The sequence below is a fragment of the Streptomyces sp. NPDC096105 genome, from assembly GCF_044763335.1.
Taxonomy (GTDB): domain Bacteria; phylum Actinomycetota; class Actinomycetes; order Streptomycetales; family Streptomycetaceae; genus Streptomyces.
Genome location: NZ_JBIWGC010000009.1, coordinates 211,240 through 234,222, shown reverse-complemented (window position 1 = coordinate 234,222; position 22,983 = coordinate 211,240). Strand labels below are relative to the sequence as shown.

At 72.8% G+C, this 22,983-nt stretch carries 23 protein-coding genes and 1 pseudogene; 2 read left to right on the top strand and 22 right to left on the bottom strand.

The window, feature by feature from the left end:
* Positions 1-56 precede the first annotated feature (56 nt).
* A complete protein-coding gene (gene rpsB / locus ACIQ8B_RS17260; RefSeq protein ID WP_403547663.1) occupies positions 57-941 on the bottom strand; it encodes a 30S ribosomal protein S2 in 885 nt (294 codons plus the stop codon).
* Positions 942-1,220: 279 nt separating this feature from the next.
* Between rpsB and ACIQ8B_RS17255 the strand changes: the two genes are divergently transcribed.
* Positions 1,221-1,910: a M23 family metallopeptidase gene (locus ACIQ8B_RS17255; RefSeq protein WP_403547661.1), complete on the top strand. Its 690-nt coding sequence runs from the start codon at positions 1,221-1,223 to the stop codon at positions 1,908-1,910.
* A 54-nt stretch (positions 1,911-1,964) separates the two neighbouring features.
* Here the strand turns inward: ACIQ8B_RS17255 and ACIQ8B_RS17250 are convergent, their stop codons facing one another.
* The 17 genes and pseudogenes from ACIQ8B_RS17250 to ACIQ8B_RS17170 all read right to left on the bottom strand — a co-directional run bounded on the left by ACIQ8B_RS17250 (position 1,965) and on the right by ACIQ8B_RS17170 (position 15,374).
* Entirely contained in the window at positions 1,965-2,522 is a 558-nt protein-coding gene (locus ACIQ8B_RS17250) for a TetR/AcrR family transcriptional regulator (RefSeq protein WP_290006812.1), read from the bottom strand.
* A 99-nt stretch (positions 2,523-2,621) separates the two neighbouring features.
* Positions 2,622-3,464, bottom strand: coding sequence for an RNA polymerase sigma factor WhiG (gene whiG, locus ACIQ8B_RS17245; RefSeq protein WP_028961759.1), 843 nt, complete (start codon positions 3,462-3,464; stop codon positions 2,622-2,624).
* 274 nt (positions 3,465-3,738) lie between these two features.
* Entirely contained in the window at positions 3,739-5,004 is a 1,266-nt protein-coding gene (gene dprA / locus ACIQ8B_RS17240; protein WP_403547659.1) for a DNA-processing protein DprA, read from the bottom strand.
* Positions 5,001-6,623 carry a YifB family Mg chelatase-like AAA ATPase gene (locus ACIQ8B_RS17235; protein WP_403547657.1) on the bottom strand — a complete coding sequence of 541 codons (1,623 nt, stop codon included), beginning with the start codon at positions 6,621-6,623 and terminating at the stop codon, positions 5,001-5,003. The genes dprA and ACIQ8B_RS17235 overlap by 4 nt, the downstream gene beginning before the upstream one ends.
* 1 nt (position 6,624) lies before the next feature.
* The gene (locus ACIQ8B_RS17230; protein WP_403547655.1) at positions 6,625-7,077 is read right to left on the bottom strand and encodes a YraN family protein; all 453 of its coding nucleotides are present in this window, start codon (positions 7,075-7,077) and stop codon (positions 6,625-6,627) included.
* A gap of 107 nt (positions 7,078-7,184) precedes the next feature.
* Positions 7,185-7,493, bottom strand: coding sequence for a DUF2469 domain-containing protein (locus tag ACIQ8B_RS17225; RefSeq protein WP_194040121.1), 309 nt, complete (start codon positions 7,491-7,493; stop codon positions 7,185-7,187).
* A 53-nt stretch (positions 7,494-7,546) separates the two neighbouring features.
* Positions 7,547-8,074: an NUDIX hydrolase gene (locus ACIQ8B_RS17220; RefSeq protein WP_290006626.1), complete on the bottom strand. Its 528-nt coding sequence runs from the start codon at positions 8,072-8,074 to the stop codon at positions 7,547-7,549.
* Positions 8,064-8,837: a signal peptidase I gene (gene lepB / locus ACIQ8B_RS17215; RefSeq protein ID WP_403547652.1), complete on the bottom strand. Its 774-nt coding sequence runs from the start codon at positions 8,835-8,837 to the stop codon at positions 8,064-8,066. The genes ACIQ8B_RS17220 and lepB (ACIQ8B_RS17215) overlap by 11 nt, the downstream gene beginning before the upstream one ends.
* Positions 8,838-8,894: 57 nt before the next feature.
* Positions 8,895-9,863, bottom strand: a complete 969-nt coding sequence (lepB, locus tag ACIQ8B_RS17210; protein ID WP_403547650.1) for a signal peptidase I — start codon at positions 9,861-9,863, stop codon at positions 8,895-8,897.
* The gene (gene lepB / locus ACIQ8B_RS17205; protein ID WP_403547648.1) at positions 9,751-10,851 is read right to left on the bottom strand and encodes a signal peptidase I; all 1,101 of its coding nucleotides are present in this window, start codon (positions 10,849-10,851) and stop codon (positions 9,751-9,753) included. The genes lepB (ACIQ8B_RS17210) and lepB (ACIQ8B_RS17205) overlap by 113 nt, the downstream gene beginning before the upstream one ends.
* Before the next feature lie 226 nt (positions 10,852-11,077).
* Positions 11,078-11,821 (bottom strand): annotated as a pseudogene (gene lepB, locus ACIQ8B_RS17200) (signal peptidase I); the annotation flags it as partial.
* 45 nt (positions 11,822-11,866) lie between these two features.
* The gene (gene rplS / locus ACIQ8B_RS17195) at positions 11,867-12,217 is read right to left on the bottom strand and encodes a 50S ribosomal protein L19 (protein ID WP_106412234.1); all 351 of its coding nucleotides are present in this window, start codon (positions 12,215-12,217) and stop codon (positions 11,867-11,869) included.
* Positions 12,218-12,348: 131 nt separating this feature from the next.
* Entirely contained in the window at positions 12,349-13,182 is an 834-nt protein-coding gene (gene trmD, locus ACIQ8B_RS17190) for a tRNA (guanosine(37)-N1)-methyltransferase TrmD (protein ID WP_403547646.1), read from the bottom strand.
* Positions 13,182-13,742, bottom strand: a complete 561-nt coding sequence (gene rimM / locus ACIQ8B_RS17185) for a ribosome maturation factor RimM (RefSeq protein WP_403547644.1) — start codon at positions 13,740-13,742, stop codon at positions 13,182-13,184. Before rimM ends, trmD begins: the two co-directional genes overlap by 1 nt.
* Positions 13,743-13,825: 83 nt before the next feature.
* Positions 13,826-14,065, bottom strand: a complete 240-nt coding sequence (locus ACIQ8B_RS17180; protein WP_003973401.1) for an RNA-binding protein — start codon at positions 14,063-14,065, stop codon at positions 13,826-13,828.
* A 2-nt stretch (positions 14,066-14,067) separates the two neighbouring features.
* Complete coding sequence (gene rpsP, locus ACIQ8B_RS17175; protein ID WP_106412237.1) at positions 14,068-14,496, bottom strand: 30S ribosomal protein S16; 429 nt, start codon at positions 14,494-14,496, stop codon at positions 14,068-14,070.
* A 281-nt stretch (positions 14,497-14,777) separates the two neighbouring features.
* On the bottom strand, positions 14,778-15,374 hold the full coding sequence (locus ACIQ8B_RS17170) for a hypothetical protein (protein WP_033275912.1): 597 nt from the start codon (positions 15,372-15,374) through the stop codon (positions 14,778-14,780).
* A gap of 589 nt (positions 15,375-15,963) precedes the next feature.
* On the opposite strand from ACIQ8B_RS17170, the gene ACIQ8B_RS17165 reads away from it, so the two are divergent.
* Positions 15,964-16,818, top strand: a complete 855-nt coding sequence (locus tag ACIQ8B_RS17165) for a methyltransferase domain-containing protein (RefSeq protein ID WP_403547641.1) — start codon at positions 15,964-15,966, stop codon at positions 16,816-16,818.
* A gap of 75 nt (positions 16,819-16,893) precedes the next feature.
* Here the strand turns inward: ACIQ8B_RS17165 and ffh are convergent, their stop codons facing one another.
* From ffh to ACIQ8B_RS17145, 4 genes are all read right to left on the bottom strand, one after another.
* Positions 16,894-18,453: a signal recognition particle protein gene (ffh, locus tag ACIQ8B_RS17160; RefSeq protein WP_106412239.1), complete on the bottom strand. Its 1,560-nt coding sequence runs from the start codon at positions 18,451-18,453 to the stop codon at positions 16,894-16,896.
* 159 nt (positions 18,454-18,612) lie between these two features.
* Positions 18,613-21,108, bottom strand: coding sequence for a [protein-PII] uridylyltransferase (locus tag ACIQ8B_RS17155; protein ID WP_403547638.1), 2,496 nt, complete (start codon positions 21,106-21,108; stop codon positions 18,613-18,615).
* A gap of 29 nt (positions 21,109-21,137) precedes the next feature.
* Positions 21,138-21,476 carry a P-II family nitrogen regulator gene (locus ACIQ8B_RS17150; RefSeq protein ID WP_006130453.1) on the bottom strand — a complete coding sequence of 113 codons (339 nt, stop codon included), beginning with the start codon at positions 21,474-21,476 and terminating at the stop codon, positions 21,138-21,140.
* Positions 21,473-22,813 carry an ammonium transporter gene (locus ACIQ8B_RS17145; RefSeq protein ID WP_403547635.1) on the bottom strand — a complete coding sequence of 447 codons (1,341 nt, stop codon included), beginning with the start codon at positions 22,811-22,813 and terminating at the stop codon, positions 21,473-21,475. Before ACIQ8B_RS17145 ends, ACIQ8B_RS17150 begins: the two co-directional genes overlap by 4 nt.
* Positions 22,814-22,983: the final 170 nt, after the last annotated feature.

Genomic DNA, 22,983 nt, shown 5'->3' with positions numbered 1-22,983 from the left:
CGGCGGGAGCGGACGTCATGTCACCGCTCCCGCCGTCATCGGCTCTGACGGAGGGGTCAGGCCTGCTCGGCCGGGGCCTCGGCGGCCGGGGCCTCGGCGGCGGGCGCCTCGGCAGCGGGCTCCTCGGCCGGCTTCTCGCCCTCGGCGGCCGGAGCGGCCTCCTCGGCCTTCTTCTCGCCCTCGAGCAGGTCGCGCTCCCACTCGGCCAGCGGCTCACCGGCGGCCTTCTCGCCCTTGCCCTCGCCGCCGCCGGAGCGGGCGATGAGGCCCTCGGCCACGGCGTCGGCGATCACGCGGGTGAGCAGGGTGACGGAGCGGATCGCGTCGTCGTTGCCCGGGATCTTGTAGTCGACCTCGTCGGGGTCGCAGTTGGTGTCGAGGATGGCGACGACCGGGATGTTGAGCTTCCGGGCCTCGCCGACCGCGATGTGCTCCTTCTTGGTGTCCACGATCCAGACGGCGCTGGGCACCTTCTGCATCTCGCGGATACCGCCGAGGGTCTTCTCCAGCTTCGCCTTCTCGCGGGAGAGGACCAGCAGCTCCTTCTTGGTGAGGCCGGAGGCGGCCACGTCCTCGAAGTCGATCTGCTCGAGCTCCTTGAGGCGCTGCAGGCGCTTGTAGACGGTCGAGAAGTTGGTGAGCATGCCGCCCAGCCAGCGCTGGTTGACGTAGGGCATGCCGACGCGGGTGGCCTGCTCGGCGATGGCCTCCTGCGCCTGCTTCTTCGTGCCGACGAACATGACCGTGCCGCCATGGGCCACGGTCTCCTTGACGAACTCGTAGGCGCGGTCGATGTACGACAGCGACTGGAGCAGGTCGATGATGTAGATGCCGTTGCGCTCGGTGAAGATGAAGCGCTTCATCTTCGGGTTCCAACGACGGGTCTGGTGACCGAAGTGGACGCCGCTCTCCAGCAGCTCCCGCATCGTGACGACGGCCATGGCCGTATCTCCTTGAATTGCTCGGTTGTGCCGCGGGTGCCGGACGGCTCCCGCGCCTGACGCCCACGACGCGCCGTGCCACGAAGGACCGAGGGGCGCTGACACCGGGCCACGGCCGTGACCGGTCCCGATGTCGGGGCGTGCGAAGTCGACCCGGTGGCCCGGGTCGCCACCAGAAGTGTACGGGACCCGCGGGGTGCCGGGTGACGCCGTTGTCCACAGCCCGGGTGGCCGTCCACAGGTCCGGCGGGGATCACGTCCTCGGGAGACGCTTCCGCCATGCGACGACAGGGATGGAACGAGGGACGTGGGTGGCGTGAACGGGACGACCGGAGCGGGCGGGACGGCCGGACCTGGCGGTGTGTACGGCTGGTGCTGGTGGTGGCCCTGACCGTGGCGGCACTGCTGGCGCCGCCGGCGTCACGGCTGTTCGCGGCGGGGACGGAGGACGTGGCGTCACCGCCTTCACCGCCGGCCGGCGGGGGCGCGCGCCGAGCCGCGGACGACGCCGTTCCGGCCATCGCCCGTACCTGGCCGGTGGGGGTACGCCCCCAGGTGCTGCGCGGCTGGGAACCGCCGGCGACCGTCTACGGGCCCGGGCACCGGGGCGTCGATCTCGCGGCGGCTCCGGGGACTCCGGTACGGGCGATGACGGACGGCCGGGTGTCGTTCGCGGGCCGGGTGGCCGGGAAGGGCGTCGTCTCGGTGGAACTCGCCGGCACCGGCGATCCGCCGCTGCGCACCACCTACGAACCCGTGCGCGCCTCGGTGCCCCAGGGCGCGGAGGTGACGGCGGGCGAGGTGGTCGGCACGGTGGAGGCGGGGGGCTCCCACTGCGCGGCCCCGTGCGTGCACTGGGGTCTGCTGCGGGGCGAAAGCTACCTGGACCCGCTCTCCTTGCTGCCCCCGTGGCTGCTCCACCGGGGTCCGTCCCGGCTCCTCCCGGTGCTCGGGGTGCCCCTGCCCTGAGGGCTTCCAGGCTCCGGTACGGGCCGGCAGGCTCCGGGATCCGAGCGCCGGACGTCAGCCCCGGACGCCGCCCAGCGCCAGGGAGACCGCCGCCCGGGCGATCACGTCGGGGTGCTCCGCCGCCCCCAGCTCGATGCGGCGCACGGCGGCGTCGACCACGCCCTGGAGCAGCATGGCGGTGAGGCGCGGCTCGGTGTGCCCCAGCTCGGCGAGCGCCTCGACGATCATGGCGATGAGTCCGCCGTGGGCCGCGCGGATCTTCTCGCGGGCGCCGGCGTCCAGTTCGCTCGCGGAGATCGCGACGACCGCGCGGTGCCGACGGTCCCCCACCAGTTCCAGCTGCTTGCGGACGTACGCCTCGATCTTGCCCTCGGGGCCCTCGGCGTCCGCCATCGCCGCCTCGACCTCGGCCGCCCAGACGGGGAAGTCGGCCTCGCACAGCTCCTCGACGACGGCCGCCCGCGAGCGGAAGTACTCGTACACGGAGGACCGGGCGAGGCCCGTGCGCTCGGCGAGGGCCGGGAAGGTCAGCGCCTCCGTACCGCCCTCGGACAGCAGGGAGCGTGCCGCGTCCAGCAGGGCGGCTCGCTGCATCGACCGGTGCTCGGCCACGGAGGCCGCTCGAATCCTTGGCACGTCGTCCACTTTACGGATGCCCCGCCCACGGCGGCCAGGGGTCGGGCCGGCCGGTCATCGCGGCCACCGCCGGGCTCAGCGGCCGAAACTCGCCAGCTTGGCGCGCAGCTGGAGCACGGACTTGGTGTGGATCTGGCTGACCCGGCTCTCGGTCACGCCCAGGACGTTGCCGATCTCGGCCAGCGTGAGGCCCTCGTAGTAGTACAGCGTGACCACGGTCTTCTCGCGCTCGGGCAGGGTGTTGATGGCCCGCGCCAGGAAGCGGCGCAGCTCCCGGTCCTCGGCGACCTCCACCGGGTTGTCGGCAGCGGTGTCCTCCAGGGTGTCCATGAAGCTCAGCTGGTCGCCCCCGTCGCCGCCGGCGTGCAGCAGCTCCTCCAGGGCGACGACGTTCGCGAGCGAGAGCTGGCTGAACACCGCGTGCAGTTCGCCGACGGTGATGCCCATCTCGGCGGCGACCTCGTTCTCCGTCGGCGTGCGCCGCAGCCGCGCCTCGAGGGTGGCGTAGGCGCGCTCCACGTTGCGCGCCTTCTGCCGTACCGAGCGGGGGATCCAGTCCAGCGCCCGCAGTTCGTCGATCATCGCGCCGCGGATGCGGGTGATCGCGTACGTCTCGAACTTGATCTCGCGGTCGACGTCGAACTTCTCGATCGCGTCGATCAGCCCGAAGACCCCGGAGGAGACGAAGTCCGCCTGCTCGACGTTGGGCGGCAGACCCACGCTGACCCGGCCGGCGACGTACTTCACCAGCGGCGAGTAGTGCAGGATCAACTGCTCCCGCAGACGTTCGTCCCCCGTCGCCTTGTACGACCGCCACAGCTCGTCGAGCGTCGAGGGAGCGGGCGGCCGCACGCTGCCACCGTCGCGGGCGGCTGGGGGGATCGCCGCCCGGTCGGACCCGGAGGTGTGCTGGGGCATTCGTCGCCTAGTGCCGTTCTGCCGTGGGCTGGTACTGCCTGGTCGCGTTGTCTGTCCGATGTCTGTTCTGGCCTGTCCGTGTCTGGGCCCTCGTGAGCGTAGCGTGACTACGGCGTCGCGGTGTGCGAAGAACGGGGGCCGAGCCGTGCGCAGATACGTTCCGGGGGCCGTCCCGCCGGGGCACATCCGTCGCTCTGCGTGATCACCCGGATACCCCAACCGGCGTATTTTCCACGGCGTGTCGGGGTTCCCCCGGACGGCCGAACACGCTGTGTCAACGGACATCGGCACCGGCCCGGAGCGAGATCATCGCCTGGCGCGTCAACTTCCAGCCGTCGCCGTGTCGTTCGACGTAACCAAGTGCTCGGAGCTCGTACAACTTCGCGATCGCGTCGTCCGGCGTGGTCTGCGCCGTGCGGGCGACGTCGTCCGGGCGGGCCGCCCCGCGGGCCGGCAGCGCGGCGAGGACCTGGCGGACCGCCGGGTCCAGCAGGTCGCGGGGCAGGACCGGCCCCCTGCGCTCCGGTGCGAGCTCGCCCATGTCGCCGACCAGTTCGACGATCTCGTCGGCGGCGGTGACCAGGACGGCGTCCTGCCGGAGCAGTTCGTGCACCCCGGCGGAGAGGCCGCTGGTGGCCGGGCCCGGCACCCCCATCGTGTGGCGTCCCAGGCGGCGGGCGGCGCGGACGGTCACCAGGGAGCCGCTGCGGTGGGCTGCCTCCACGACGGCCGTACCCCGCGTGAGGGCGGCGATCACGCGGTTGCGGAGGATGAATCGACTGGGCGTCGGATGCTCGCCCGGCGGCAACTCGCCGACCACCAGCCCCTGTTCGGCGATACGGTTGATCAGCCCGGCGTGTCCGCGCGGGTAGGGACGATCCACCCCGCAGGCGAGCACGGCGACGGTCGCGCCGCCCGCGCCGAGCGCCCCGCGGTGGGCGGCGCCGTCGATGCCGTAGGCGCCGCCGGAGACGACGATCCAGCCCTTCTCCGCGAGTCCCGCCGCGAGGGTGGCGGCCATGAACGCGCCGTACTCGGTGCAGGCGCGGGCGCCGACGAGGGCGACGGATCGCAGCGCCCACATCCGCAGGTCCGCGCTGCCGCGCACCCACAGGCCGAGCGGGCGGGCGTCCCCGAGGTCGTCGAGCTGGCGGGGCCACTCGGCGTCCCCGGGACTCACGAACCGCACGCCGGCGTCCCGTGCGACGGCGAGATCCCGGCGCGGGTCGGCCCGCTCGGCCCTCGCCAGCAGCCCGGCCCACCGCTTGGCGCTGACGCCCGGCAGTGGCTCCCCGCCCTGCCTCAGCCGCCGCACCACGGCATCCACACCGAGTTCACGCACCCAACGCCCGCCGGCCTCGTCACCGGGTTCGAGGACGCGGGTGAGGAAGACGCGGCCGAGGGGACCGCCCGGTGCGGTCGGGCCGGTCGGCCCCGGTGATCCGGTCGACTCGGTGAGCCCCGTGAGCCCCGTGGGACCCGTCGACCCGGCCGGTTCGGCCGGTTCGGTCGGACCGTGCGGCCCGCTCGCCTGGCTCATACCCCCGCCCCGATCGTCATCGGCACCCCGCGCGGGACGCCCGTGCGCAGCTGCAGGGCGAGGGCGACGTCACCGGCGTCGGGGCGGTCGTGGCCGGCCAGGTCGGCGACGGTCCAGGCGACCCGCAGCACCCGGTCGAGCCCCCGCGCAGTCAGCACGCCCCGCTCCAGGCTGCGCTCGGCCTCGTCCATGGCGCCCGGTGCGGCCTGCCAGCGGCTGCGCAGTTCACGCCCGGGGATCTCGCTGTTGAGGCGCCAGGGGGTGCCGTGGAACCGCGCGGCGGCGCGGTCCCGGGCCGAGCGCACCCGGTCGGCGACCGTGGCGGTGGCCTCGCCCCGGGCGCCCGCCGCCGTCAGCGCGCCACGGGTGACGGCATCGACCTCGACCCGCAGGTCGACCCGGTCGAGCAGCGGTCCGGAGAGCCGGGCCTGGTAGCGGCGGATGGCCGAGGACGGGCACTCGCACCGGTCGTCGGTGCGGGAGAACCGGCCGCAGGGGCACGGGTTGGCCGCGAGCACCATGAGGAAGCGCGCCGGAAAGCGCACGACGCCCGCGCTGCGCGCGATGACCACGTGCCCCGCCTCCAGCGGCTGGCGCAGGGCGTCCAGCGCCTTGCTGCTGAACTCGGGGGTCTCGTCCAGGAACAACACGCCTCGGTGCGACAGGGACACCGCTCCCGGCCGGGCCGTCCCCGGACCGCCGCCGACGAGGGCCTGCATGGTGGCCGAGTGGTGCGGCGCGCAGTAGGGCGCGGTGTCGATCAGCGGCCGGCCCGGCGGCAGCAGACCCGCCACCGAGTGCACCGCCGTCACCTCCAGGGAGGCTTGCCGGTCCAGCGGCGGCAGGACGGACGGCATCCGCTCCGCGAGCATCGTCTTCCCGGCACCGGGCGGGCCCTCGAGAAACAGGTGGTGTCCGCCCGCCGCGGCCACCTCGACCGCCGTGCGCGCCGCGTGCTGGCCCACGACGTCGGCGAGGTCGTGCCCCTGGTCGTACCGGCCCGGGCCGCCGCTCATGGCCGTGACCGCTCCGCTGCCGGGATCGCGCAGTCCTGCCATCAGGGGGTCGGGCCGCTCCGGCTCCAAGGGATCCTCGTCGGGCACCGGTTCGTCGGTGAGGACCGCGATGAGCTGGCGCAGGCTGCGCACGCCCAGCACGGACACGCCCGGCACCAGGGCGGCCTCGGCGGCGGCGCACTCGGGCACCACCACCTGCTCGAAGCCCGCATCCGCCGCGGCCAGCACCGACGGGAGGATGCCTCGCACCGGCCGCACCCGACCGTCCAGCCCCAGCTCGCCGATCATCACGATGTCGGAGAGAACGCGGGGGTCGATCCGCTCGGCGGCGCCGAGCACCGCGCAGGCGACAGCGAGGTCGAAGCCGCTGCCGGCCTTCGGCACCGACGCCGGGCTCAGTCCCACGGTGAGCTTCTTCTGCGGCCACTCGCCGCCGGAGTTGACCACGGCGGCCCTGACCCGGTCCCGGCTCTCCGTCAGGCTCTTGTCCGGCAGCCCCACCAGCGTGAACGCGGCGACTCCCGGCTCCAGGTCGGCCTGCACCTCGACGACAACGCCCTCGACGCCGACGAGGGTCACCGAACACGTACGGGCGAATCCCATGTCAGGCCGCCCCCCTGACGTGCTCGACGACGGGAGCGCCGCGTCTCGGGAGCAGCACGCCGACCAGGTCGATGCGGACGCCGCCGGGCGGGGCTCCCCCGTGTTCCTGGAGCCAGCGTTCCGCCAGACCGCGCAGCCGGCTCGCCTTGGCCGGCGTGACAGCCGCCATGGGGTGCTGGAAGGAACCGGTGCGGCGGGTCTTCACCTCGCAGACGACCAGGGCGTCGCCGTCCCGCGCCACGATGTCGATCTCGCCGGTCCGGCCGCAGCGCCAGTTGCGCGCCACCACCGTCATCCCGGCCTGGGTGAGCCGCCGGGCGGCCAGCGTCTCCCCGTACCTCCCGAGCGCGCCGCGGGCCCGCCCGCCGCGTTCCTGCGGCCCTCCGCGGCCCGGCTCTGCCTGGGCCGCCACCCCGCGACCGCGTACCTGCTCCGTGTCCTGCCGTGCGTCCATGCCGGCACCACCTCCGGCGCCAACCGTCACGCACCCCCGCCGGTTCCCGCCGCGTCACGTGCACAACCGGACGACTGTGGACAACCCCGCCACCCACAAGGGTGACCTCACCCGCTCGGCAGCTCCAGATCGTTCTTGTTGAGCTCCTCGATGTTCACGTCCTTGAACGTGAGTACGCGCACCTGCTTCACGAAGCGGGCGGGCCGGTACATGTCCCAGACCCAGGCGTCCGCCATGGAGACCTCGAAGAACACCTCGCCCTGGACCGAGTGGACCTGCATCTCGTAGTCGTTGGTGAGGTAGAAACGCCGTTCGGTCTCGATCACGTATTTGAACAGACCGACGACATCGCGGTACTCCCGGTAGAGCTTCAGCTCCATCTCGGTCTCGTACTTCTCGAGGTCCTCGGCGCTCATGGCATGTTCCCCTTCAGCCGTGCGATCCCACCATTGTGCGCCAGTCCCGGGAGTCACCGGACGATTTCGGTGTCCAGGGTCACGGGCGCGGCCGGGGGGCCGTCGTCGAGCAGCTTCCGCAGCAGCCCGGCGAGCTTGGTCGGATACACCGTCTCACGGGCGTCGAGCAGTTCCGGGCAGGTCCACCAGCGCGCTCCCGCGACACTGCGCCGCTCCAGCTCGGTCAGGGCCGTGGCCGCGGTCGCCGTCTGCGTCGTACGGGCCAGGTAGTACCACTCGTCCTGGTCCCACTGGCGGCCCGCGAACGGGAAGGAGCAGCGCCGCCGCCACAGCACGGGGCCGAGGTCGACGTCGGTGATGCCGGTCTCCTCGGCGAGTTCCCTGAGGGCGGCCTGTTCACGGGTCTCGTCGCCCTCCACGCCGCCGCCGGGGGTGAACCACCAGTCGGTGCCGGGGTCGTCCGGTTCGTGGCCGTGCAGCAGCAGGATGCGGTCCCGCGGGTCGAGCAGGACCACCCGGGCGACCCTGCGCAACCCGCCCGCACAGGTGTCCGGCGCCGTCGGCGCGGGTTCAGCGGCCACCGGTGCTCCCCGCCGCGTTCCGGGCCCGGGACGCGGCCGCGCGCTTGGCCAGCGGCCCGTAGGCGGCGCCCCCGAGCACCAGCACCGCGCCACCGGTCACCGCGGCGAGCACGGTCGGCAGCGGTCCGGACGTGGAGAGGGGGCCGAGCTGTTCGAAGCCGGTGGGCTTGGCGAGCATGCCGTCCATCGGCCAGACCACGGCGTCCACCCGGGCCCGGACGGCGTCGCGGGAGACCGTGCCGCCGGCGGCGTCGGTCAGGTGAGCCGTGGAGTCGACCGAGCCGGAGCGCTCGTCGCCGAGCAGGAACAGGCGGCCCTTCGGCACGGTCACCTCGGGGAAGACGGCGGACCGCGCCATCGGGTCCTCGGGGAGATACGGTTCTTCGATCTCCTTGCCGTTGACCGTGAGCTTGCCGTTCTCACAGCAGGAGACGGTGTCGCCGCCGACGGCGACGACCCGCTTCACCATGGGCGCGTTCGACCAGGTCGCGTCCGTGAACACGACGACGTCGCCGCGGCGGACCTCGCCGCCGTCGATGCGCTCGGCCAGCACCCGCTCGCCGGCGCCGATCGTCGGGGCCATCGAGGTGGTCGGCACGGTGTACGGCCGGTAGACCACCGCTCCCCAGGCGAACCCGCCGAGGAACAGCACCAGCCCGAGCACGACGGCCACGTTGGACAGCACCTGTCCGGTCCGGCCGGCCCGTGCCGTGCCGGAGCCGCCGCTGCCCGGGACCGTACGCGTCGTGCTCTGACCGCTCATGGGCGGCACCCTACCCCGGCGGTACGCGGGCGGGTCAGCCCTCCCCGCGCCCCGCTGTCAGGCGCGACGGCGCCGCCACAGCACGAACGGCACCGCGCCGGCCAGCGCGACCGCGGGCGGCGCGACCGTCAGGGCCGCCGCGTTCTGCGCCGGGGTGTCCAGGCCGGGCTGGTCGAAGGTGTCCGGGACGGGCAGGTTGGTCCAGCGGTTGATCGGCCAGGCGATGACCACGGCGCGGCCGACGACCTTGTCGACGGGGACGAAGCCCTGGTTGCTGTCGGCCGTGTTGTAGCGGGAGTCCCGGGAGTTCTGCCGGTGGTCGCCCATGACCCAGATGTGGTCCTCGGGCACCTTCACCTTGAACTGGCCGCCCTGGTCGTCCTGGCTGCACGGGGTGTTGCCCGGGTACACGTACGGCTCGTTCAGCGCCTTGCCGTTGACCTTCAGCGGGCCGGTGCCCTTGCACTCGACCGTGTCGCCGCCGACGCCGATGACCCGCTTGATCAGGTCCTTCTCCTCCGCGGACGGCATCAGGCCGATGAAGCTGAGAGCCTCCTGCAGCGCGTTGGGGTCGGGGGTCGGCTCGCCCGCCAGCCAGTTGTCGGGGTCGTGGAAGACGACGACCTCGCCGCGCTCGGGCTCGGAGCCGAACCACGGGGTCAGCTTGTCGACCAGGACCCGGTCACCCTGCTGGAGGGTGTTCTGCATCGAGTCGGAGGGGATCGAGAACGCCTGCACGAGGAACGTCTTGATCAGCAGCGCCAGGACGAGCGCGATGCCGATGAGGATCGGCAGCTCCTTCCAGAAGGAGCGCTGCTGCTTCTTCGGCCGGTCCTGCTCCGAGCCGTCCGGCTCCTGGCCGCCGGTCCGCGTCCCGTCCTCGTTCACTCCGCCGTCCTCGACCGCACGCTCGTCACTCCCGGAGAACGCGGCGTGTCCCGCGCCCGGTTCGCCCGGCCCCGCGGAGCCTCCGCGGGGCTCCTCGCCACCCTGACCGGACCGTGCGCCCACCGCCACATCCCCCACGCCGACTCCTCACTCTCTGCCGCCGCCCGCGCCATGCCCGGCGCAGGCCCACCACTCCCATAACGAGCGGGAGTTCCGCAGGGCTCGGGAGCTGGACCATCTCTTCACGTTGGCCGGGATCGTCCGGGGCAACCCTATGCGACGTCGGCGCGCCGGCGATCGACCCCGGCGCCGAGTCGGACACGGAGGCGTACGTCGTGGGCTCGTCGAGCGTGCTCCAGTGGCCGAGCGGCCAGGCGATGACCACGGCCCGGCCCACCACCTCGTCCTCGGACACGGTGCCGCCGTAGTCGGTGTCCTGGTGGGAACGGGAGTCCGCGGAGTTCGCGCGGTGGTCGCCCATCACCCACAGCCGGCCCTCCGGCACGGTGACGTCGAAGGGCGTCAGCGAGGGGGCGTTGCCGGGATAGAGGTAGTCCTCGTCCAGCGGGACGCCGTTGACGGTGACGCGGCCCTGGGTGTCGCAGCACTGGACGCGGTCGCCGCCGACCCCGACGACCCGCTTGATCAGGTCCTTCTCGTTGTCCGACGGCAGCAGACCGATGAAGGTGAGGCCCTCCTTGATCTGCTTGATGCCGGCCGGGTCCTCCGCCTTCGGCGCGGTCCGCTCGTCCTGGAGCCAGCCGCCGGGGTCCTTGAACACGACGACGTCGCCGCGCTCGGGCCTGGAGCCGAACCAGGGGGTGAGCTTGTCGACGAGGACGCGGTCGCCGATCCGGATCGTCTGCTCCATGGAACCGGACGGGATGACGAACGCCTGCACGAGGAACGTCTTCAGCACCAGCGCGATCAGGACGGCGACGCCGATGAGGAGCGGGATCTCCTTGACTGCGCTGCGCCTGCGGCGGCGCTTGACCTTGCGCTGGAGCTTGCGCCGTTCGGCGCGGGTACGGCCGGAGGAGGGGGTGACGGCCCGGCGGGCCCCGGTGGGCAGCAGGTTCTCGGCGGCGCTCGCCGGCACGCCGCGGGGCTTGCCTCGGTTACCCATGACCGCCCCCCGCCGGTGCGGCCGCGTCCGCCTCCCGCACCCCCGCGGAAGCCTCGGCCGTCTCCCGCACGCCCGCGGAATCACCGGCCACGCCCGCCCCGGAGGCACGCCCGGACCCACCGGCCACGCCCGCCCCGGAGGCACGCCCGGACCCACCGGCCACGCCCGCCCCGGAGGCACGCCCGGACCCACCGGCCACGCCCGCCCCGGAAGCACGCCCGGACCCACCGGCCGCCCCCGCGACCCCCGCCGCCCCCGGTCGCGCGGATGCCTCCCCCGCCGGCACCCCCGCGTACGCGTCCGTCGGCTCCAGAAGGCCGGCGCGGCCGAACGGCCACACGACGCCCTCGGCGCGCCCGATGACGTCCTCGACCGGCACCATCCCGCCACCGGGCGACCCGAGACGGTCACGCGAGTCACTGGAGTTGCTGCGGTGGTCGCCGAGGACGAACAGCCGCCCCTCGGGCACGACCACGTCGAACCGCACCGTGGAGGGGCTGTCACCGGGGAACAGGAAGCCCGACTCGTCGACCGACCGGCCGTTCACCCGGATCCTCCCCTCCGCGTCACAGCAGACCACGTGGTCCCCGCCCACCCCGACGACCCGTTTGATGTAGTCGGCGTCACCGAAATACCCGGCGCCGTCGAACACGATCACGTCGCCGCGGTCCGGCCCGTCGCCGAAGCGGTACGCCAGCTTGTTCACGAGAACGCGGTCGCCGACCGTCAGTCCCTTCTCCATCGATCCGCTCGGGATCTCGAAGGGCCGCGCCACGAACGTGTTGACCGCCAGCAGGAACAGCAGGCAGAGCAGCAGGGTCAGCGTGATCCGCCCGCCGGGCAGCCGGTCCGTGAGGCGCGACACCAACGCGGAACGCGACCGCCCCTCCGGCCCCGGCGCGCCCGAGGAGTCCTCGGGGTCCGGGGGGAGGGAGCGGTCGCGCTCCGTCGGCTGTGCTTCGGTGTCCATCGGGGCCAGATGCTATCCGGCCGCGATGTGACGCCGGTAAAGCGCTCAGTTCTCGCGCTTCTCCTTGATCTTCGCGGCCTTGCCGCGGAGCTCACGGAGGTAGTACAGCTTGGCGCGGCGGACGTCACCCTTGGTGACGAGCTCGATCTTCTCCACGATCGGGGTGTGCACCGGGAAGGTGCGCTCGACGCCGACGGAGAAGGAGACCTTGCGGACCGTGAAGGTCTCGCGCACGCCGGAACCCTGGCGGCGGATCACCACGCCCTTGAACTGCTGCACACGGGAGCGGTTGCCCTCGATGACGCGCACGTGGACGTTGACGGTGTCGCCGGGACGGAAGTCCGGGACGTCGCTGCGGAGCGACGCGGAGTCGACGGAGTCGAGCAGGTGAGACATGTCGTCTGCTTTCTTCGCTGATGCCGCAGGTCATCAACGGCAACTAGGTTCGGGATCGGGCTGTGCGGTTCGGGGCGGGCGTCGTGTCCCCCTGCGGCAGGGGCGCTCGCCGGACGGCGCACAACAGCGGCCTATTCTTCCACGCCGCCGGTCCTGCGCCAAAATCGGCCGTACGGCTCCCCTTCGGGGTCCGGTTCCCAGCCGAGGATGGACAGCATCTCCCGGTCCTTCTTGTCGAAGGCCTCGGGTTCGCAGCGTTCGACGAGGTCGGGGCGGTGGGCGGTGGTCCGCCGCAGCGCCTCGTCGCGCCGCCAGCGGGCGATCTTCCCGTGGTGGCCGCTGAGCAGCACGTCCGGGATCTCCCGGCCGCGCCAGGACGGCGGCTTGGTGTAGACGGGGCCCTCCAGCAGGTTGGCCATGGCGCCGGGGGCGAAGGAATCGTCGCGGTGCGACTCGGCGTTGCCGAGGACGCCCGGGAGCAGCCGCGCCACCGCCTCGGTGACGACCAGGACCGCGGCCTCGCCGCCGGCCAGGACGTAGTCGCCGATGGACACCTCGTACACCGGCATGCGGGTGGCGTACTCGTCGACGACGCGGCGGTCGATGCCCTCGTAACGGGCCGGGGTGAAGATCAGCCAGGGCCGCCCGGAGAGGTGGACGGCGAGTTCCTGGGTGAAGGGGCGGCCGCTCGGGGTGGGGACGATCAGGGCGGGCTCGCCCGCACCGCGCTCGTAGCCGTCCGCCAGCACCGAGTCCAGCGCGTCCCCCCAGGGCTCGGTCTTCATGACCATGCCGGGACCGCCGCCGTACGGGGTGTCGTCGACGGTGTTGTGCCGGTCGTACGTCCAGTCGCGCAGGTCGTGGACGTGCACGTCGAGCTGTCCGCGGACGCGCGCCTTGCCGACGAGGGAGACGTTCAGCGGGTCGAGGTACTCGGGGAAGATCGTGACGACGTCGAGCCGCATCAGGCGTCGTCCCCGGATTCCGTGGCGTCCCGGGACGAGGCGACCTCGGCGCGGTCGTCGATCAGACCGGGCGGCGGGTCGATGACCGCGCGCTGCTCCTCCAGGTCGATCTCGGTGACGATCTCCTGGACGAAGGGCACGAACACCTCGGTGCCGTCCGGGCGCTCGACGACGAAGAGGTCCTGGGTGGGCAGGTGGGAGATCTCGGTGATCCGGCCGACCGCCTCGCCGTCCTCGGTGACGACGTCGAGGTCGATCAGCTGGTGGTCGTAGTACTCGTCCTCGCCCTCGGGCAGTTCCTCGGGGTCGACGTCGGCGATGAGGAGGGTGTTGCGCAGGGCCTCGGCGCCGTTGCGGTCGTGGACGCCCTCGAAGCGCAGCAGCAGGCGGCCGCTGTGCACCCGGCCGCTCGCGATGGTCAGCGGCCCGGTGGAGGCCGGGTCGGTGGCCAGCACGGCGCCGGGGCCGAGCCTCAGCTCCGGCTCGTCGGTGCGGACCTCGACGGTGACCTCGCCCTTGATGCCGTGGGCGCGGCCGATACGAGCGACTACCAGCTGCACTGTGTTCGTTCTCCTGTCATACGACTGCGGGCCGGGGACGGCCCAGTGGCCCTCCCCGGCCCGAGCCGGTGCTGCTTGCGGCGTCAGCGGACGTGGTCCACGTCGACGAGGTCGACGCGGACACCGCGGCCGCCGATGGCGCCCACGACGGTGCGCAGAGCGCGCGCGGTGCGGCCGTTGCGGCCGATCACCTTGCCGAGGTCGTCCGGGTGGACCCGGACCTCGAGCACGCGACCGCGGCGCAGGTTGCGCGAGGCGACCTGCACATCGTCAGGGTTGTCGACGATGCCCTTCACGAGGTGCTCGAGAGCCTCCTCGAGCATGCTCAGGCCTCGGTCGACGCAGACGAAGAGGACTCAGCAGCGGCCTCGTCCTTCTTCTCAGCCTTCTTCTTCTGGGTGATGGCCTCACCCTTGCCCTCGTCCTCGCCGCCGATGGCCTCGAAGGACGGGCGGGCGGGCTTCTCGGGCTGCTGCAGCAGAGGCGCCGGGGCGGGCTCGCCCTTGAACTTCTGCCAGTCGCCGGTCTTCTTCAGGATGGCGAGCACGGGCTCGGTCGGCTGGGCGCCGACGGAGAGCCAGTACGCCACACGCTCGGCGTCGACCTCCATCACCGACGGGTTGTACGTCGGGTGGTACTTGCCGATCTCCTCGATGGCCCGGCCGTCACGGCGGGTACGGGAGTCGGCGACGACGATGCGGTAGTGAGGCGAACGGATCTTGCCCAGACGCTTCAGCTTGATCTTGACTGCCACGGGAGTGGGTTCTCCTGGATTTGACGTGGTGGGGCACGGCGAGTGAGCCGCGTGGGGTTGCGGTACCCGAGTGCCCGATGGACGCGTCAGCCGGAGGAGAGAGGGGTCCTGTGCGGCTGTCGAGTACAGCTAGCCATTGTGCCACACCCTGAGGGGCCGGACGGCCCCGGGGCGAGGGCACGTGGGCACGACGGAGCGGCACCCGGCGCGCGCTGCTTCCGCGCCGGGTGCGTCCGGCGGCCGGCGGGGCCGGGCCCCGGCACCCACGAGGTGCCGGGGCCTCAGCTCGCCGCGACGACTTCCGGGATCCGGAACGGCTTTCCGCAGCCGCCGCAGACGATGGGCGCCTGCGCCAGCACCGACGGGACGACGCGCACGTTGCGGCCGCAGTCGCAGACCGCCTTGACGCGCACGCCGCCGCCGGACGAGCCGTGCCGCGCGGCCGGACCGCGGAAGCTGCGGGCGGTGTCGCCCGCGGTCGCCGCGGTGTGGGCCTTGAGGGCACGCTGGAGACGCTCCGTCGTCGGGCGGTAGCGGCGCTTCGCCTCGGGAGTGAGCGTGACCAGCGAGAAGCCGCTGCTCGGGTGCGGCTCCTCGGGGTGGTCCAGCCCCAGCTCCTCGGCGATGGCCAGGAACCTGCGGTTGTGGTACCGGCCGGCTCGGGATGTGTCGCGCACGCCGCGCGCGGCGGCGATGCCGTGGACTGCCTCGTGCAGCAGTCGCTCGAAGGAGAGTTCGTGCCCGCACGCGGACGACGACTCTCCGATCAGGGACTCGGGCGCGGCGAGATCGGGCAGTTCGGGGTGGTACCGCTGAATGTCGGCCCACGCCTGTGCCAGCTCTGCGGCGAGAACAGGTGGTGTCTGTGTCGTGCTCACGTAATGACAACGAGCCGGGGTGCCTCTGTGTTCCGATTCCGGGGCATCCCAAATAATTTGCACGTACCCGTCAGTTGCCGCTGATGCGTCCTGACGAACACGGGTGCGCTGATCTGCGGAGAAGCCTCGCAGCTCACCGCAAGGTGGTGCGTAGGCTGACGTACGCCCCCGCGTGTATCCGGTCTGCACGCGCCGGTGCGCGTGCGCCCCTCGGACGCGCAAGGGCCCTTTCGGCCGCCCTCGCGGCGGGAGGCGGCGTCCGGTTCACCCGGAACGCCGTGACCGCAGAACCTACCGGGTCCGCCCCCGGCGCCGCGAACCGCCCCTCCCTCCGGACCCCGGCGCTCCGTCGCCGTTGGCCGGAACGTTCCGCGGAACGACTCCGCCGTGACGGACCGAACGGCCCCCTGATTACCGGAAGGTGAATTCTTGCCACTGGCATGAGCAACTGCCGAACGGCCGCCCCCTTCCACTGGACGACACGTCGAGGGCGGAGTTTCCTGGCATACGGGGGGTGTGCGGGCGCACTGCACGGGGGCCAGGGAAACGAGGACCGCGGCAACTTCTCGGCTGATTGGGGCGCTTACCTATGACACCTACGCTCGTGCGGCAGCACCCGTCGCGCACGGGGACGGCCCCGCGCGTGGACCTGCGGGCACGCGCGCGTGACTGGTCCGAGATACAGGAGCGGATGCTCGTACCGCTCTACGAGGCGGTGTACGAGCGACTCGACGTGGGTCCGGCGACCCGGCTGCTGGGCCTCGGCTGCGGCTCCGGACTGGCCCTGCTGATGGCGGCCTCCCGCGGGGCGGCGATCACCGGCGTGGACACCTCGTCCGACCGGCTGGCCCTCGCACGGGAACGCCTGCTGCCGGACGAGCGGGACGCCCACGCGCACACGGGCACCCGGATCGTGCAGGGCTCCCCCGCCGAGGCGGCCCGTGCCGACGCCACCGGGTACACCGTGGTGACCGCCTTCGAACCGATCGGGTGCCTCGCGGGCGACGCGGAGGGACTGGGCGAGCTGCTCGCCGAGGCGCTGCCGCTGGCCGGACGCGGGGCGGCCGTGGTGCTGGCCGGCTGGGGCCCGCCCGAGCGCTGCGCCACCACGTCGGTGCTGCGGGTGGCCGCCAAGCTGGCGGAGCCGCTGCGCGGCGCGGACGCCTGGCGCCCCACCGAACGGGACGACCTGGAGCGGGTCGCCGAACGCGCGGGCCTGCGGCCGGACGGCTCCGGCCGGGTCGCCTGCCCCTTCGGCTACGCGGACGCGGACAGCGCCGTGCGGGGCCTGAGGTCGACGGGCCTGTTCGACCCGGCGATCACCGCCACCGACCAGGTGCAGGTCGACAAGGAACTGACCGAGGCCCTCCACCCGTACCAGCGGGCCGACGGCACCGTGTGGATGCCGAACGTGTTCCGGTACCTCGTCGCGCGCGTGCCCTGACGGGCTCGGCCACGGACGCCGCGGGGGCGCCTCCTCGGACGAGGAAGGCGCCCCCGCGGCGTCCGTGCGCGGGTCTCAGCCCATGAACTTCTTGAACTCGTCGGGCAGCTCGAAGTCCTTGCCGCCCTGCTGCGGCAGACCGAAGGCGTTGCCGGCCTGGGCCGCCGCGGCGCGCCGCGCGGCCTCCTCCTGCTCCTGCTGCTTGCGCTTCATCGGGTTGCCCGAGCGCTGCTTGCCCTTGGCCTGCTTCTGCTTCTTCTTGCCGCGGCCGGGACCGCCGCCCATGCCCGGCATCCCCGGCATCCCGGGCATCCCCGGCATGCCGCCGCCCTGAGCCATGCGGGACATCATCTTCCGCGCCTCGAAGAACCGCTCGACCAGGTTCTTCACCGCGCTGACCTCGACACCGGAACCCTTGGCGATACGAGCGCGGCGCGAGCCGTTGATGATCGTCGGGTCCTGGCGCTCGCCGGGCGTCATCGACTTGATGATCGCGGCGGTGCGGTCCACGTCCCGCTCGTCGAGGTTGTTGATCTGGTCCTTGATCTGCCCCATGCCCGGGAGCATCCCGAGCAGCTTGGAGAGGGAGCCCATCTTGCGGACCTGCTCCATCTGGGCGAGGAAGTCGTCCAGGGTGAAGTCCTGGCCCTTCTTCGACGCCAGCTTGGAGGCCATCCGTTCGGCCTCTTCCTGGCTGAACGTCTTCTCCGCCTGCTCGATCAGGGTGAGCAGGTCACCCATGTCGAGGATGCGGGAGGCCATCCGGTCCGGGTGGAAGGCGTCGAAGTCGTCGAGCTTCTCACCGTTGGACGCGAACATGATCGGCTTGCCGGTGACCTGCCGGATCGACAGGGCGGCGCCACCGCGCGCGTCACCGTCGAGCTTGGAGAGCACCACGCCGTCGAAGCCGACGCCGTCGCGGAAGGCCTCGGCGGTGTTGACCGCGTCCTGACCGATCATCGCGTCGACGACGAAGAGGATCTCGTCGGGCGAGACCGCGTCCCGGATGTCCGCGGCCTGCTGCATCATCTCCTGGTCGATGCCCAGGCGGCCGGCGGTGTCCACGATCACGATGTCGTGGACCTTGGACCGGGCGTGCTCGAGGGAGTCCTTGGCGACCTTTACCGGGTCGCCCACGCCGTTGCCCGGCTCGGGCGCGTAGACGGCGACGCCGGCCCGCTCGGCGACCACGCTGAGCTGGTTGACGGCGTTGGGGCGCTGGAGGTCGGCGGCGACCAGCAGCGGGGAGTGGCCCTGGTCCTTGAGCCACTTGCCGAGCTTGCCCGCGAGGGTGGTCTTGCCGGCGCCCTGCAGACCCGCGAGCATGATCACGGTCGGGGGCTGCTTGGCGAAGCGGAGGCGGCGGGTCTCGCCGCCGAGGATCTGGACGAGCTCGTCGTTGACGATCTTGATGATCTGCTGGGCCGGATTGAGCGCCTTGGAGACCTCGGCGCCGAGCGCACGCTCCTTGACGTTCTTGATGAACGCCCGGACGACCGGCAGGGCCACGTCCGCTTCCAGGAGGGCGATGCGGATCTCACGCGCCGTGGCGTCGATGTCCGCCTCGGACAACCTGCCTTTGCCGCGGAGGTTTTTGAAAGTCGCGCTGAGGCGGTCGGAGAGGGTATCGAACACGGTGGCGTCGGTCCTCGAGGTCGGGGGCGGACTGGGCTGCCCTCCAGGGTATCCGGCCCGGCGAGCACATCGCCCCCGCCCGCTGAGGTCAGCAGGCGGGGACGGAAGCCCCGCGTCGGCGGGGAGCACATCCCGTAGACGCATGACGTGACCAGGAGGTCACGCCCGCAGTGCCTCCTCCAGCTTCCGTGCCACAGCCACCGCCTCTTCACCCGGCAGAGGCACACCCTGCTCCTGCGTCACATAAAAGACGTCCACCGCGTTCGCCCCCAACGTGCTCACATGCGCACTCCGCACCCGTACCGCCGCGTCCTCCAGCGCCCGCCCGATGCGGAACAGCAGCCCGGGGGCGTCCTGCGCGCGGACCTCGATCACCGTGGCGTGCCGGGAGGCGGCCGGGGCGACCGCCACGCGCGGGGGCGGCGCGACCACCCCGCGGCGCCTCGGGTACGCGGCGTCCCGTTCGGCGAGGCGTCCGGAGACGTCCAGGCCGCCGTCCAGGGCGCGGACCAGGTCGGCACGGAGCCGGGCGGCCTGCGGCAGCGAGCCGTACTCGGCGGCGACCCGCCAGTCCAGCAGCAGCACGGAGCCGTCGACGCCGGCCGGGAGATCCAGGGACCGCAGTTCGGCGGTGCGCACGGCCAGCCGGTGCATGGCGAGCACACCGGCCACCGCGGGCAGCACGCCCGGCTGGTCCGGTACGGCGACGATCAGCTCCACGCCCATCGGTTCGGGGTCCTCGGACGGCTCGGCGGGCGGCTCGGTCTGCGCCCGCAGGGACAGCACGGGCGCGCCGGTGGCCACGGCCTCCAGGGCGAGCCGCTCGTGCTGTGCGGTGGGCGCGGCCTCCTCCGGGCCGGGCGGGGCCTGGCCCGCCAGCACGGCGGAGACCCGCTCGACCAGGCCGGCGACGAGCGAGGCGCGCCAGGAGGACCAGGCTGCCGGTCCGGTGGCGATGGCGTCCGCCTCGGTGAGGGCGTGCAGCAGCTCCAGGGTGCCCGGGGAGCCGACGGCCTCGGCGACGGAGCGCACGGTGGCGGGGTCGTCGAGGTCGCGCCGGGTGGCGGTCTCGACGAGCAGCAGGTGGTGGCGTACGAGGGTGGCGATCACGGTGACGTCGTCGGCGTCGAAGCCGATGCGGGCGGCCACGTCGCGGGCGATGACCTCGCCGGCCACCGCGTGGTCGCCCGGCCAGCCCTTGCCGATGTCGTGCAGCAGCGCGGCGACGAGCAGCAGGTCGGGGCGGCTGACCCGGCGGGTGAACGCGGAGGCGCGCACGGCGGTCTCGACGAGGTGCCGGTCGACGGTCCACAGGTGGACGGCGTTGCGCTGGGGGCGGCAGCGCACCCGGTCCCAGTCGGGGAGCAGCAGGCTGATCAGGCCCTCGGCCTCCAGCGCCTCCCAGACCTCGACGGTGGGCCGGCCGGAACCCAGCAGGGTGAGGAGCTGCTGACGCGCCTCGGCGGGCCAGGGCGAGGGGAGGGCGCGGGCGCCGGCGGCCATGCGGCGTACGGCGTGGAGATTGAGGGGGAGCCCGGCCTGGGCGGCCGCGGCCGCGGCACGGAGCGGGAGCACGGGGTCGCGGTCGGGGCGCGCGGCGCGGGCGAGCACCACTTCGCCGTCCTGTTCCACCACCCCTTCGGCGAGCGGGGACCGCTCGGTCGCCCGTTTCCCGCCGCCGAGCGCCCTCCCGTCGCCCGCCACCGCCCTTCCGATGAGGTCGCCCCGCTCACTCGCCGGTTTCCGCAGCCGGGGGCGTGCGGAGCGGGAGCGCAGGACGCGGCCGACCTCGCGCCAGGTGACGTCGCCCGCGTAGGCGATGACCCGGGCGGCCTCGTAGACCTGGCGGAGCAGGGCGTCGGCGTCGAGCAGGCCGAGTGCGGCGGCGACCTGGTCCTGTTCCTGGAGGGCGAGGCGGTCGGTGGCGCGTCCGGTGGCCAGGTGCAGGGCGTCGCGTACGTCGAGGAGGCGGCGGCGGGCCTCGGCGAGCCCTTCGCGGGGGGCGTCGGCGAGCCAGGAGGCGGCCACCGCGCGCAGGGCGGTGGCGTCGCGCAGCCCGCCGCGGGCCTCCTTGAGGTCGGGTTCCAGGAGGTACTGCAGTTCGCCCTGGCGTCCGGCGCGCTCCTCGCACAGCTCCCGCAGGGCGGGCAGCCGCTCGGGGGCCTGGTTGCGCCAGTCGGCGAGGACGGTGGTGCGCAGGGCGGTGGTGAGACCGAGGTCGCCGGCGAGGTGCCGGGCGTCCAGCAGGCCGAGCTGGACCTTGAGGTCCTCCCCCGCCGTCCTGCGCGCCTCCGCCGGGGTGCGGACGGAGTGGTCGAGGGCGAGGCCGAGGTCCCAGACCGGGTACCAGAGGCGGTCCGCCAGGGCGGACACGGCCTCGGGGGCGCTGCCGTCGTGGAGCAGGAGCAGGTCGAGGTCGCTGCGCGGGGAGAGTTCCGCGCGTCCGTAGCCGCCGACGGCGACCAGGGACACCCCGCGCGCCCCGGGCGCTCCGGCGGCGAAGAGTCCGGCGAGCCAGTCGTCGGTGAGGCCGGCGAGCGCGGAACGGCGCGGCGGCCCGGACCGCGCCCTCTCGGTGAGAAGGCGCAGCCGGGCCGCCGCGTAGCCGCCGGGTCCCGAGTCCTCTGCCTGGTCGTGCGTGTCCGTACTCGTCACCCGGCGTCTCCTGTTCCGTCGGTCCGCTGTCAGAGCGCGTCCGGGCCGCGCTCGCCGGTCCGGACCCGTACGGCCGTCTCGACGGGGATCGTCCACACCTTGCCGTCGCCGATCTTGCCGGTGCGGGCCGCCTTGACGACGACGTCGACGAGCTGTTCGGCGTCGTCGTCCTCGACCAGGACCTCGATGCGGACCTTGGGCACCAGGTCGACGGTGTACTCGGCGCCGCGGTAGACCTCGGTGTGGCCGCGCTGGCGGCCGTAGCCGCTGGCCTCGGTGACGGTCAGACCGTGCACGCCGAAGGCCTGGAGGGCCTCCTTGATCTCGTCGAGCCGGTGCGGCTTCACGACGGCGGTGATGAGCTTCATGCGTCCACCTTCTTGCTCTCGGCCGGGGTGACGGGGGTGCCGGCTGCCGTGCGGGCCGCGCCCCCGCCGGCGCCGCTGAAGTCGTAGGCGGTCTCGGCGTGTTCGGCCTGGTCGATGCCGGCCACCTCCTCGTCCTCGGAGACGCGCATACCGAGGGTCCTGTGGATCAGGAGGGCCAGGCCCGCGGAGACGACCAGGGAGTAGGCGAGGACGCCGAGGACGCCGGCGCACTGCTTCCAGAACTGGTCGAGGCCGCCGCCGTAGAAGAGGCCCGCGACGTCGGACTGGCCCTTGCCGGTGGCGAGGAGGCCGACGAGCAGGGAACCGATGACGCCGCCGACGAGGTGGACGCCGACGACGTCGAGGGAGTCGTCGTAGCCGAACCTGTACTTGAGGCCGACGGCCATGGCGCACAGGACACCGGCGACGAGGCCGACCGCGATGGCACCGAGCGGGGAGACCGCGCCGCCGGCCGGGGTGATGGCGACCAGACCGGCGACCGCGCCGGAGGCGGCGCCCAGCGTGGTGAAGGCGCCGTGGCGGATCTTCTCGTAGGCGAGCCAGCCGACGACCGCGGCGCCCGTGGCGACCTGGGTGTTGACGAACATCAGCGCGCCGACGCCGTCGTCGTTGCCGAGCCACGAGCCGGCGTTGAATCCGAACCAGCCGAACCACAGCAGACCGGCGCCGAGCATGACCAGCGGGAGGCTGTGCGGACGCATCGGGTCCTTCTTGAACCCGACGCGCTTGCCGATGACGAGGAGGACGCCGAGGGCGGCCGCACCGGCGTTGATGTGCACCGCGGTGCCGCCGGCGAAGTCGATGACGCCTAGGTCGAAGGCCCAGCCGCCCTCGCCCCACACCCAGTGCGCGACGGGGAAGTAGACGACGGTGACCCACAGGGTGATGAACAGGGCCCAGGCGCTGAACTTCACGCGGTCCGCGAGCGCGCCGCTGATCAGGGCGGGCGTGAGGATGGCGAACATCAGCTGGAAGGCGGCGAAGACGAACAGCGGGATGGTGGTGGCGCCCCACAGTTCCGTCAGGCCGATGTCGCTCAGGCCCACCCAGTCGGCGTTCCAGCCGACGAGGCCGCCCTTGTCGTCGCCGAACGCGACGGAGAATCCGTAGAGCACCCACAGGACGGTGACGATGCCCAGGCTGATGAAGCTCATCATCAGCATGTTCAGCGTGCTCTTGACCCGGACCATGCCTCCGTAGAAGAAGGCCAGACCGGGGGTCATGAGCATCACCAGGGCGGAACAGATGAGCATGAACCCTGTGTTGGCGGCGGACAGCGTGGGCGCGTCTGCTGCCAGGGTGATGGCTGGTGCCATCGGCGTCTCCTCGTCGTTGGTACGGCCCCGTGCGGGCGAAGCCTTGAGGGATGGAGGGGTGGGCCGGTTATGCGCCATGAAGAGTGGCGCAGCGCGGTTTCGGCGGAGGCCCCTCGTTGTTTCGCCGCCGTGACGAAGGCATCCGGCGTGTTACGGGTCGGTGAACCGCC

Bases quoted from the DNA above. Each gene is read 5' to 3' on its own strand.
- rpsB (WP_403547663.1), bottom strand. From the start codon at position 941: ATGGCCGTCGTCACGATGCGGGAGCTGCTGGAGAGCGGCGTCCACTTC.
- dprA (WP_403547659.1), bottom strand. From the start codon at position 5,004: ATGAGCCAGGCGAGCGGGCCGCACGGTCCGACCGAACCGGCCGAACCG.
- rplS (WP_106412234.1), bottom strand. From the start codon at position 12,217: ATGTCTCACCTGCTCGACTCCGTCGACTCCGCGTCGCTCCGCAGCGAC.
- trmD (WP_403547646.1), bottom strand. From the start codon at position 13,182: ATGCGGCTCGACGTCGTCACGATCTTCCCCGAGTACCTCGACCCGCTG.
- ACIQ8B_RS17255 (WP_403547661.1), top strand. From the start codon at position 1,221: ATGCGACGACAGGGATGGAACGAGGGACGTGGGTGGCGTGAACGGGAC.
- ACIQ8B_RS17165 (WP_403547641.1), top strand. From the start codon at position 15,964: ATGACACCTACGCTCGTGCGGCAGCACCCGTCGCGCACGGGGACGGCC.
- ACIQ8B_RS17235 (WP_403547657.1), bottom strand. From the start codon at position 6,623: ATGGGATTCGCCCGTACGTGTTCGGTGACCCTCGTCGGCGTCGAGGGC.
- ACIQ8B_RS17225 (WP_194040121.1), bottom strand. From the start codon at position 7,493: ATGAGCGCCGAGGACCTCGAGAAGTACGAGACCGAGATGGAGCTGAAG.
- ACIQ8B_RS17145 (WP_403547635.1), bottom strand. From the start codon at position 22,813: ATGGCACCAGCCATCACCCTGGCAGCAGACGCGCCCACGCTGTCCGCC.
- ACIQ8B_RS17150 (WP_006130453.1), bottom strand. From the start codon at position 21,476: ATGAAGCTCATCACCGCCGTCGTGAAGCCGCACCGGCTCGACGAGATC.
- ACIQ8B_RS17180 (WP_003973401.1), bottom strand. From the start codon at position 14,065: ATGCTCGAGGAGGCTCTCGAGCACCTCGTGAAGGGCATCGTCGACAAC.
- lepB (WP_403547648.1), bottom strand. From the start codon at position 10,851: ATGGGTAACCGAGGCAAGCCCCGCGGCGTGCCGGCGAGCGCCGCCGAG.
- whiG (WP_028961759.1), bottom strand. From the start codon at position 3,464: ATGCCCCAGCACACCTCCGGGTCCGACCGGGCGGCGATCCCCCCAGCC.
- ACIQ8B_RS17230 (WP_403547655.1), bottom strand. From the start codon at position 7,077: ATGGACGCACGGCAGGACACGGAGCAGGTACGCGGTCGCGGGGTGGCG.
- lepB (WP_403547652.1), bottom strand. From the start codon at position 8,837: ATGAGCGGTCAGAGCACGACGCGTACGGTCCCGGGCAGCGGCGGCTCC.